The organism is Craterilacuibacter sp. (genome assembly GCF_051659485.1).
GTDB lineage: Bacteria > Pseudomonadota > Gammaproteobacteria > Burkholderiales > Chromobacteriaceae > Craterilacuibacter.
This window is the reverse complement of sequence record NZ_JBOFOO010000011.1, coordinates 1-8,823: the sequence shown is the minus strand read 5'-3', so window position 1 is coordinate 8,823 and position 8,823 is coordinate 1. Positions and strand designations below refer to the sequence as shown.

Here is an 8,823-nt window from a genome sequence, read left to right as displayed (position 1 = left end):
TTCTTTCCGGATACACCCCTAGGGCTAGGGTCTTGCGCTTGTCGGCAAAGCGGTAATCTAGACGCCAATATTTGCCAGCCTGATTGACTAGCAGGTACATACCTTTTTCGTCGGCGTACTTGGCGGGCTTCCCGTCATTCTTGGGTTTTGCGTTCTTGCAGGCGGTGTCTGTTAGAGGCATGACGGTATCTGACCCTGTCGGTAGCTGTGCTACCGCTATAAGTACCGCCATCGGTGGCGGTATGTCAAGACACGGTATGGCACGATAACAGACAACAAAAAACCCCGAGAGGCTTATTTCTCGGGGTTCTTGGTGTTTCATGACACGTCATGAAACGGTTGTTTGGTGGAGGCGGCGGGAATCGAACCCGCGTCCGGAAATCCTACACAGTGAGTTCTACATACTTAGTCGTGTCATTTGGATTTAACCTCCACTACGCCGACGGACAGGCTGAGCTTTGGCGAGTCACCTATTGTTTCGCACAATGCCAAGTAACCCGACATAGCACTAGCAGATGTAGAGTAACACTACAGGGTTTTGACGCCCCCGACCCATCTGCGAATCGTTGTAGTGTCTAGCCGGCCGTTAGGCTGCTAGAGCGTAAGTTTCGTCGTTTGCGACTAAAAAAATTCAGTGTTTTACGGGATGACTGAAATCCCGGTATGCCCTCATCTGCTTCGCAATCCCCGTCGAAACCAGGTCGCCCCCAGATTTGGTAGCGGCCAGTATAACAGGCTTGCTTGCGCTTGTGCCAGCTTTAGCTGCCTGGTTTTACAGGTGCGCCAACAATTCCAGCGGGTGGTCAATGCGGATATCTGCACCCCATTCGTGCGGCCGGTCATGGTCGGCGATGTAGCCCCAGTTGACCAGTACGGTTTTCATGCCGACGGCGCGTCCGGCCTGTATGTCGCGCTCGGCGTCGCCGACATACAGGCAGTGCTCGGGTGCGATATTGATCTGGCTGGCCGCGTACAGCATGGGTTTTGGGTCCGGTTTGGCGATGCCCACGGTGTCGCCGCTAACAACGACGGCTGGCGGCAGGGCAAAGGGTAGGGCAGGGACGAGGCGGTCGGTGAAGCGCATCGGCTTGTTGGTGATGATGCCCCAGACTAGGCCGCGCTGGTGCAGCGCGGTAATCATGCTATTGATGTCGTCAAACAAACAGGTTTCATTGGCGAAGCCGTGTTCGTATTGCTCGAGAAAGCGCAGGCGGTATTCTTCGAAGCGCACATGATCTTGCGTGATGCCGAAACCCAGACTCACCAAGCCACGCGCGCCATGGCTGGCGATGGGGCGGATGGCGGCATAGGGCTGTGGTGGCAGGCCTTCTTCCGCCAGCAGGCGGTTGAGCGCGCCGCCCAGATCGCGGGCGGTGTCGGCAAGGGTGCCGTCAAGGTCGAACAGGACTGCCTGTATCATGATGTGTGTGTTCGTAGTGTCGTCAGCAATATTGTCCCTGCGAATGCACGCAGGGACAAGCGGACTTAACGCAGCGTCTTGCCTAGGAACAGTTTATAGGCCGGATTATCGGTTTCTTCGATGCAGGGGTAGCCCAATGTTTCGGTGAAATGCTGGAATGCACTGTGATCGGAGGGCGGCACCTGAATGCCGACCAAGACCCGGCCATAATCGGCGCCATGGTTGCGGTAATGGAATAGCGAGATGTTCCAGTCGGTGCGCATGGCATCCAGAAAGCGTTTGAGTGCGCCCGGGCGTTCGGGGAACTCGAAGCGCAGCACGCGCTCGTCTTGCAATTGCGGTGCATGGCCGCCGACCAGATGGCGGATGTGCAGCTTGGCCATTTCGTTGTCGGTCAGGTCGATGCCGCCCAGCCCCTCGGCCTTGAGCGAGCTGAGGATATGCTCAATATCGTCACGGCCGCTGATCTGAACGCCGACAAAGACATGGGCGAGTTTGGGATCGGCAAAACGGTAGTTGAATTCGGTGATATTGCGCTGGCCGATGATATTGCAGAATTTTTTGAAGCTGCCCGGTGTTTCGGGGATGGTGACGGCGATAATGGCTTCGCGGCGTTCGCCCAGTTCCGAACGCTCGGAAACGTGGCGCAGGCGATCGAAATTCATATTGGCGCCACAGTTGATGGCAATCAGGGTCTGGCCTTCACAGCGCTCGCGTTCTACATAGGCCTTGGCGCCGGCCACGGCCAAGGCGCCTGCCGGTTCGCAGATGGCACGGGTGTCTTCGAAAATATCCTTGATGGCGGCGCAGATTGCGTCGGTATCGACCAGGATAATCTCGTCCAGAAGCTCGCGGCAGATGCGGAAGGTTTCTTCGCCTACCAGCTTGACCGCGACGCCATCGGCAAACAGCCCCACATCTTTCAGTTCGACGCGGTGCCCCGCAGCAATCGACTGGCGCATGGCGTCGGAATCGACCGGCTGTACACCTATGATCTTGATTTCGGGCTTCAGGCGCTTGATATAGCTGGCAACCCCGGCCGCCAGTCCGCCGCCGCCGATAGCGACAAACACGGCATCGATATGGCCTTGGTGCTGGCGCAGGATTTCCATGGCAATGGTGCCTTGCCCGGCGATCACATCCGGATCGTCGAATGGCGGGATATAGACCTTGCCGGTTTCTGCCACCAGAGTCATGGCGTGCTGATAGGCATCGCTATAGGACTCGCCAAACAGCACGACCTTGCCGCCGCGGCTGATTACACCATCTATCTTGACCTGCGGGGTGGTGACCGGCATCACGATAGTCGCCTCGCAGCCTAGCTTGCTGGCAGACAGGGCGACGCCCTGCGCATGGTTGCCGGCACTGGCGGTAATCACCCCTTGCTGTCTTTGTGCTGCGCTGAGCTTGGACATCTTGTTGTAAGCGCCGCGCAACTTGAAAGAAAACACCGGCTGCAGATCTTCGCGCTTGAGCAAGATGGTGTTTTTGGTGCGGCGCGACAAGTTGGGCGCCACTTCTAGTGGCGACTCGATGGCCACGTCGTAGACGCGCGAAGTCAGGATGCGTTCGAGATAGTCGGGGGCAGGCGTGCTCATGCGGTTTTTTATCCTTTGTTTGATGCCTATGTCTTGCTTGCTCAGGCTATCAGGAAAAGACAGGCTGGGGAACGGGGCTGTGATCTGTTGCAGCGATGGGCTTGCCGTGGACGCTGCTGCAGCGCAGGTGCGACAGGTGTGTATAATTGCGCGCTGATTCTATGCGGACCTTGCGTCTGCCCTTAATGCCAGAAGCTGATGATGAAAAAACTGACTTCCCTGATTGTAGCTGCCGCCTTTGCGCTGCCTGTTGTTGCTAATACCGTATTCGTGCCGCCTGTGCCCGCCATTGCCGGCAAGGCCTATTATCTGACCGATTTCAATAGCGGTGAAACCATCGCCTCGCTGGACCCGGATGCCCGTATCGAACCGGCTTCGCTGACCAAGCTGATGACCGCTTACCTGACGTTCAAGGCGCTCAAGGAAAACCGGCTGACGCTGGATCAGGCGCTGACGGTTTCGGCACAAGGCTGGAAGGCTGAGGGCTCGCGTATGTTCCTCGACCCTAAGGTACCGGCCAAGGTCGACGATCTGATCAAGGGCATGATTGTGCAGTCCGGCAATGATGCCTGCGTCACCCTGTCCGAAGCTATTGCCGGTAGCGAGGAAGTGTTTGCCCAGTTAATGACGGCTGAAGCCAAGCGTCTGGGTATGAAAAACACCAATTTCCAGAACTCGACCGGCCTGCCGGGTGATGCGCACTACACCACCGCGCGTGATCTGGGGATTTTGGCGACGGCCATCATTCGCGATTTCCCGCAGTTTTATCAAATCTATTCGATGAAGTCGTTTAGTTATAACGGCATCACCCAGCCTAACCGCAACCTGCTGCTGTATCGCGACCCCAACGTTGACGGCATGAAGACCGGTTTCACCAATTCGGCCGGTTACAACCTGATTGCGTCAAGCCACCGTGATGGTCGCCGGGTGATTTCGGTGGTGGTGGGGACTGCCAGTGCGGAAGCGCGCGCAGTAGAAAGCTCGAAACTGCTGAACTACGGCCTGCAATTCTTTGAAACCCCCAAGCTGTATGCTGCGAACAAGGCTGTTTCCGAAGTGAGCGTATACAAGGGCGCCGCCGACAAGTTGGCGGTTGGTTTCAATCACGATGTCTACACCACGGTAGCCAAAGGCCAGTCCGCCAAGCTCAAGGCCGACTTGACGACGATGCAGCCGGTGATCGCTCCGGTGAAAAAGGGTCAGGTGGTGGGTAAATTAGTGGTGTCGCTGGATGGCAAGGTGATACATGAAGAGCCGGTGCTGGCACTGGCCGAAGTGGCCGAAGGGGGCTTCTTCAGCCGTTTGTGGGACAGCATCAAGCTGATGTTGGGCTGGTAAGTTGTAGCGGGTATTGTGTCCGCGATACCGGCTTCGGTCTTGTATCGGAGTCGACTGAAGGAAGAAAGCATGAGCGATCAGAAAGACCTATTCGAATTTCCCTGCCGTTTTCCACTGAAGGTGATGGGCGTGCGTCACGAGGCGCTGACAACGACCGTGATCGAGGTGGTGCGGATACACGCACAGGATCTGGACGAGCTGGATGTGGTGGTACGTGAAAGCTCAAGCGGCAAGTATCTGTCGCTGACCGTCACGGTGAATGCGACCAGTCGCGCCCAGCTGGATCAGATCTATCTGGCTTTGACCGGCCACCCTATGGTCAAGCTGGTACTGTGAGCATGGCGCGTATGGTCAAGCAACTGGGTGTGGCCGATTACGAGCCGGTCTGGCGCAGCATGCAGGCGTTTACCGATGTGCGTACCAGCGCAACCGCAGACGAGTTGTGGGTGGTTGAACACCCACCCGTCTACACGCTGGGGCTGGCCGGCAAGCCGGAACACCTCTTGTGTCACACCGATATTCCGCTGGTGCGTACCGACCGCGGCGGACAGGTCACCTATCATGGCCCGGGGCAGCTGGTGGTCTATCTAATGATAGATTTCAAGCGTTTGGGTCTGGGGGTGCGCGAGCTGGTGCGCCGCATCGAAAACGCTATCATCGCCATGCTGGCCGAATGCGGTATCGAAGCCGCCGGCGACGTGAATGCGCCCGGTGTGTATGTGGCGGGTGAAAAAATTGCCTCGCTCGGACTCAGGATACGCAACGGGGCGGTCTATCACGGACTGTCGCTGAATGTCGACATGGATTTGACGCCGTTTGGCTGGATCAATCCTTGCGGCTATCAGGGCCTGAAAGTGACCCAGCTCAAGGATTTGGGTGTCACGCTAAGCGTGGCCGAAGCCTCGGCGCGCTTATTGCCGCATCTGGCGCAGGCACTGGATGCGCCGGCAAGCGCCGAGCCTGCTATTGATAGAGACGCCGTGGCAGCAAGTCAGCAAGACTAAAACAACAGCAAGATGGGCACCGCTTAAGGTGCATAAAAGCCAAGGGAGTCGGTATGAAGCTGGAAAACGAAGCGGGCATCAAGCACAAGGGCGCAGCCAAGACCGCCCGTATCCCGATCAAGGTAGTGCAGCTGGATGAGAAGCTGAAAAAGCCGGAATGGATACGTGCCAAGCTGCCGTCCGGCCAGCGGTTCGGCGAAATAAAAGACATTTTGCGCGCGCAGAAATTGCATACCGTATGCGAAGAGGCGACCTGTCCGAATATCGGCGAATGCTTCAGCAAGGGTACGGCTACCTTTATGATCATGGGGGATATCTGTACCCGTCGTTGCCCGTTCTGCGATGTCGGTCATGGCCGTCCTAATCCGCTGGATCCGAACGAGCCGAAACATCTGGCCGAGACTGTTGCCGCACTCAAACTGCGCTATGTGGTGATCACTTCGGTTGATCGCGACGATCTGCGTGATGGTGGTGCCCAGCACTTTGCCGACTGCATCAGCGAAATCCGCAAGCTGTCGCCGGGTACCCAGATCGAGGTGCTGGTGCCGGATTTCCGTGGCCGTCTCGAAATCGCGCTGGAGATTCTGGCCGCCATGCCGCCTGACGTGATGAACCACAATCTGGAAACCGCACCGCGCCTGTACAAACAGGCACGCCCCGGTGCCGATTATCTGCATTCGCTGGAACTGCTCAAACAGTACAAGGCGCTGCGCCCCGAGGTACGGACCAAGTCCGGCATCATGGTGGGCTTGGGCGAAACCGACGAGGAAGTCCTCGAGGTCATGGCCGATATGCGCCGCTACGATATCGACATGCTGACCGTCGGCCAATATCTGCAGCCAACGGATGGTCACTTGCCGGTGCTGCGCTATGTGCATCCCGACCAGTTCAAGTCGTTCGAAACCGAGGCCTACACCATGGGCTTCAAACACGCGGCAGTTGGCGCCATGGTGCGTTCCAGCTACCACGCCGACGAGCAGGCCCACCAGGCCGGGGTGTAAGGCGCATCCGGTACGATTGGCGCTTAAGTCTGGCTCAGAGCGTGTTCAAGATCTCGCGAGCTAGCACGAGACAAGGCGAAAACGGCTGAGAAAGCGGAGTGTACAGACGGCACATGAGCATTTCGAAGCCGTTTTTAACGCCGTATCGACGACGCGCAGCAGATCGTGAACAGGTTCTAAGGTGTGCGGCGGCAGGGTGTGACCGGGCTGTGGCGGTATGCTAAAACAGCAGCCAATTCTAATTGCGGAGTCTTGATGAAACAGTCCGGTTTTTCTGTCGCCATGTGTCTTTTGCTGCTGGGGGGCTGTGCATCGGTGCCGGATGGCAAGCCCGTTCAGAATGTTGTTGCCGCCCCCGTGGCCGTTGGCGAGGCGGATAACGGGCTGGCACTGGTTTTGCAGCGCGGGCAAGTGCTGTTGCTAAGCTTGCCTGCCAACCCGTCTACCGGTTATGACTGGCAAGTTTCCGGCGCCGCACCTTTGCTGGTGCAGCAAGGTGAGGCGCATTTTGTGGCGGATCGTGCGCTGCCCGGCAGTAGCGGCGTCGAGTCGTGGCGCTTTATTGCCAAGCAAACGGGTGTTAGCGAACTGGTGTTTGCCTATCGCCGGCCATGGGAAAAAAACGTGGCTTTGCGTGAGCTGCGTTACCGCGTACAAGTGCGCTAGGCTAAAGACGGCTGCCCGTTCCATGCGGCGGCATCCAGTTGGGCGTGTAAAAAATCCACCATGGTGCGTACCTTGAGCGGCAAATGCTTGCGGCTGGGGTAGAGCGCGTAAATTCCCACATCACCTGCCCGCCAGTCCGGCAAAATTTCAACAAGCCGTCCGGCGGCAATATCCTCTCCGACAATAAACCCCGGTTGACGTATCAGGCCCAGATGCGCCAGTGCAAACTGGCGGCAAACGTCGCCATTGTTGGCGATCAACCTTGGGGTGAAGCGCGTACTGCGAATTTCTTCGCCACGCTGCAATAGCCATTGCTGGCGCTGGACTGCATAGCTGTAATCGATGACGGCATGCGAGGCGATATCTTCCGGCTGCTGCAAGGCTGCGTGTGTCGCCAGATAGTCAGGGCTGGCGCACAGTAGCAGACGTGCCGTGCACAGCGGGCGCACGATGAGTTGTGAGTCGGGGGTGTGGCTGCTGATGCGGATGGCTAGGTCAAAGCCGTCTTCTATCAGGTCTATCTTGCGGTCGGACAGATCGATATCCAGCTGGATATCGGGGTGCTCGGCCGCAAACCTTGCCCATAAGGGGGCCAGATAACGGGCGCCGAAGATCAGGGGGGCGCTGATGCGCAGCAGGCCGCGTGGCTCGATGCTGCGGCTGGCGGCTTCTTCTTCGGCTTCGCTTATCGCCTGCAAAATATCGCGGCAGCGTGCGAGATAGAGCTGGCCTTCTTCGGTCAGTGACAGGCGCCGGGTGGTGCGCTGCATCAGGCGTACGCCCAACTGCATTTCCAGATCGGAAACCAGACGCGATAAACGGGTCTTGGTTTGCTCCAGCTGCACTGCCGCACCGACAAAACTTCCCTGATCGACGACTGCCACCAGTGCCCGCATCGCTTCCAGTTTGTCCATTGTTTCGTTTTTCGCACCAATTTATTGCATGAATGCCAGTTTATCGCGATATGAAATAACAATAAAGTGCAGTCATCGATTAACGAGGGCAGGTAATGAAAGTAAAAGCGTATGCGCCGTTGCAAGTGCTGTTGCACTGGGTGATGGCGCTCTTGATCACGGCGACCTTTGTCGGCGGGTTCTATGTGGCGAGTCTGTCTTTGTCCCCGGCTAAATTCCGCTATCTTGCCTGGCATAAATGGGGCGGGGTGCTGGTGCTGCTCCTGCTGGTGTTGCGCATCATGACCCGTGTGAGCCGCGGCGCGCCGCCGCTGCCTGCTCATATGGGGCGTATCGAGCGGCTGATGGCGCATGGCGGGCATCTGGCTTTATACGGCTTGATGCTGGCCGTGCCCATGGCTGGCTGGCTGATGAGTTCGGCCAAGGGTATCCCGGTGGTGCTGTTTGCCCGCTGGCCGTTGCCGGATCTGGTGGATGCCGACCCGGCGCTGGCCGATAGCCTGGCGTGGCTCCATCCGGTGCTGGCCTACACGCTGGCGGCGCTGGTGCTGGTACATATACTCGCCGCGCTGAAACACCATTATCTGGATAAGGACGGTCTGCTGGCCCGCATGTCGCTACGCCAAGAATGAGGATGAACATGATGAAAAAACAACTGATGACGGTACTGCTGAGCCTGCCGCTGCTGGCTCAGGCACAAGGTGTCGATCTGGCGGCAAGCCGGCTGGATTTTACCCTGACCCAGATGGGGGTGCCGATGAAGGGCAGCTTCCGCACTTTCAAGGCCGATGCGCATTTTGATCCGGTCAAGCTTGCCAATAGCCGCGCCGATATCCGTATCGCTACGAGCAGTATTGCCTTGCCGGCCACCGATGCGGTGGC

At 57.8% G+C, this 8,823-nt stretch carries 10 protein-coding genes, 1 other RNA gene and 1 pseudogene; 7 read left to right on the top strand and 5 right to left on the bottom strand.

The annotated features are described in order from the left end of the window. The 4 genes from ACRC1E_RS00320 to ilvA all read right to left on the bottom strand — a co-directional run. Window positions 1–181 (bottom strand): Arm DNA-binding domain-containing protein (locus ACRC1E_RS00320; protein ID WP_438513115.1); only part of this gene is annotated, 181 nt, incomplete at its 3' end. Between the two features lie 163 nt (window positions 182–344). Continuing rightward, window positions 345–709, bottom strand: a transfer-messenger RNA (tmRNA) gene (ssrA, locus tag ACRC1E_RS00315). A 63-nt stretch (window positions 710–772) separates the two neighbouring features. Then, entirely contained in the window at window positions 773–1,420 is a 648-nt protein-coding gene (locus tag ACRC1E_RS00310; RefSeq protein ID WP_438513114.1) for an HAD family hydrolase, read from the bottom strand. Window positions 1,421–1,485: 65 nt separating this feature from the next. Further along, window positions 1,486–3,018 (bottom strand): threonine ammonia-lyase, biosynthetic, encoded by a 1,533-nt coding sequence (ilvA, locus tag ACRC1E_RS00305; protein WP_438513113.1) that lies wholly within the window; start codon window positions 3,016–3,018, stop codon window positions 1,486–1,488. 201 nt (window positions 3,019–3,219) lie between these two features. Between ilvA and ACRC1E_RS00300 the strand changes: the two genes are divergently transcribed. The 5 genes from ACRC1E_RS00300 to ACRC1E_RS00280 all read left to right on the top strand — a co-directional run bounded on the left by ACRC1E_RS00300 (window position 3,220) and on the right by ACRC1E_RS00280 (window position 7,027). Beyond that, a complete protein-coding gene (locus ACRC1E_RS00300; RefSeq protein ID WP_438513112.1) occupies window positions 3,220–4,356 on the top strand; it encodes a D-alanyl-D-alanine carboxypeptidase family protein in 1,137 nt (378 codons plus the stop codon). 69 nt (window positions 4,357–4,425) lie between these two features. Continuing rightward, complete coding sequence (locus ACRC1E_RS00295; RefSeq protein WP_438513111.1) at window positions 4,426–4,692, top strand: YbeD family protein; 267 nt, start codon at window positions 4,426–4,428, stop codon at window positions 4,690–4,692. Between the two features lie 2 nt (window positions 4,693–4,694). Next, window positions 4,695–5,360 carry a lipoyl(octanoyl) transferase LipB gene (lipB, locus tag ACRC1E_RS00290; RefSeq protein WP_438513110.1) on the top strand — a complete coding sequence of 222 codons (666 nt, stop codon included), beginning with the start codon at window positions 4,695–4,697 and terminating at the stop codon, window positions 5,358–5,360. Between the two features lie 53 nt (window positions 5,361–5,413). After that, window positions 5,414–6,361: a lipoyl synthase gene (gene lipA, locus ACRC1E_RS00285; protein ID WP_438513109.1), complete on the top strand. Its 948-nt coding sequence runs from the start codon at window positions 5,414–5,416 to the stop codon at window positions 6,359–6,361. Between the two features lie 255 nt (window positions 6,362–6,616). Next, window positions 6,617–7,027: a protease inhibitor I42 family protein gene (locus tag ACRC1E_RS00280; RefSeq protein WP_438513108.1), complete on the top strand. Its 411-nt coding sequence runs from the start codon at window positions 6,617–6,619 to the stop codon at window positions 7,025–7,027. Here the strand turns inward: ACRC1E_RS00280 and ACRC1E_RS00275 are convergent. Further along, window positions 7,024–7,941 (bottom strand): LysR family transcriptional regulator, encoded by a 918-nt coding sequence (locus ACRC1E_RS00275; RefSeq protein ID WP_438513107.1) that lies wholly within the window; start codon window positions 7,939–7,941, stop codon window positions 7,024–7,026. The two genes, ACRC1E_RS00280 and ACRC1E_RS00275, sit on opposite strands and share 4 nt — an antisense overlap. 95 nt (window positions 7,942–8,036) lie before the next feature. On the opposite strand from ACRC1E_RS00275, the gene ACRC1E_RS00270 reads away from it, so the two are divergent. Next, the gene (locus tag ACRC1E_RS00270) at window positions 8,037–8,573 is read left to right on the top strand and encodes a cytochrome b (RefSeq protein ID WP_438513106.1); all 537 of its coding nucleotides are present in this window, start codon (window positions 8,037–8,039) and stop codon (window positions 8,571–8,573) included. Window positions 8,574–8,584: 11 nt separating this feature from the next. After that, window positions 8,585–8,823: pseudogene (locus tag ACRC1E_RS00265) on the top strand (YceI family protein); the annotation flags it as partial.